1 pseudogene is annotated in these 472 nt (G+C 52.1%); it reads left to right on the forward strand.

Annotated elements, in window-relative coordinates:
- A pseudogene (locus tag ACYVRH_RS14545) lies at window positions 1-472 on the forward strand (alpha-amylase family glycosyl hydrolase); the annotation flags it as partial.

The following is a 472-nucleotide window of genomic DNA, read 5'->3' on the forward strand; positions in this document are numbered from 1 at the left end:
CTCACCAACTTGCGTGAGCGTTGTATGCGCCGAGGAATCCGCCTCGGTTCTGATATGGTTCCCAATCACACAGGCATCGACAGCAAATGGATTGTCGAACATCCCGACCGTTTTTTGCAACTGCCCTACCCGCCGTTTCCAACTTACAATTACAACTGCGGCAATCTTTCAGGCCGTGATGACATAACAGTACAAATTGAAGAACATTATTTTTCACGCAGTGATGCCGCAGTCGTCTTTAAACGAATTGACAATCGCACCGGAGAAACGCGCTACATCTACCACGGCAACGACGGCACTTCCATGCCGTGGAACGATACGGCGCAGATTGATTTTCTCAATCCCGAAGCGCGCGAAGCGGTAATCCGCACAATTGTCGGCGTGTGTCAGCAGTTCTCTATCGTGCGCTTTGACGCCGCCATGACGCTCGCAGAGCGGCATATTCAGCGGTTATGGTATCCCGCTCCGGGAA

The sequence above is a fragment of the Treponema sp. R80B11-R83G3 genome (assembly GCF_054786115.1).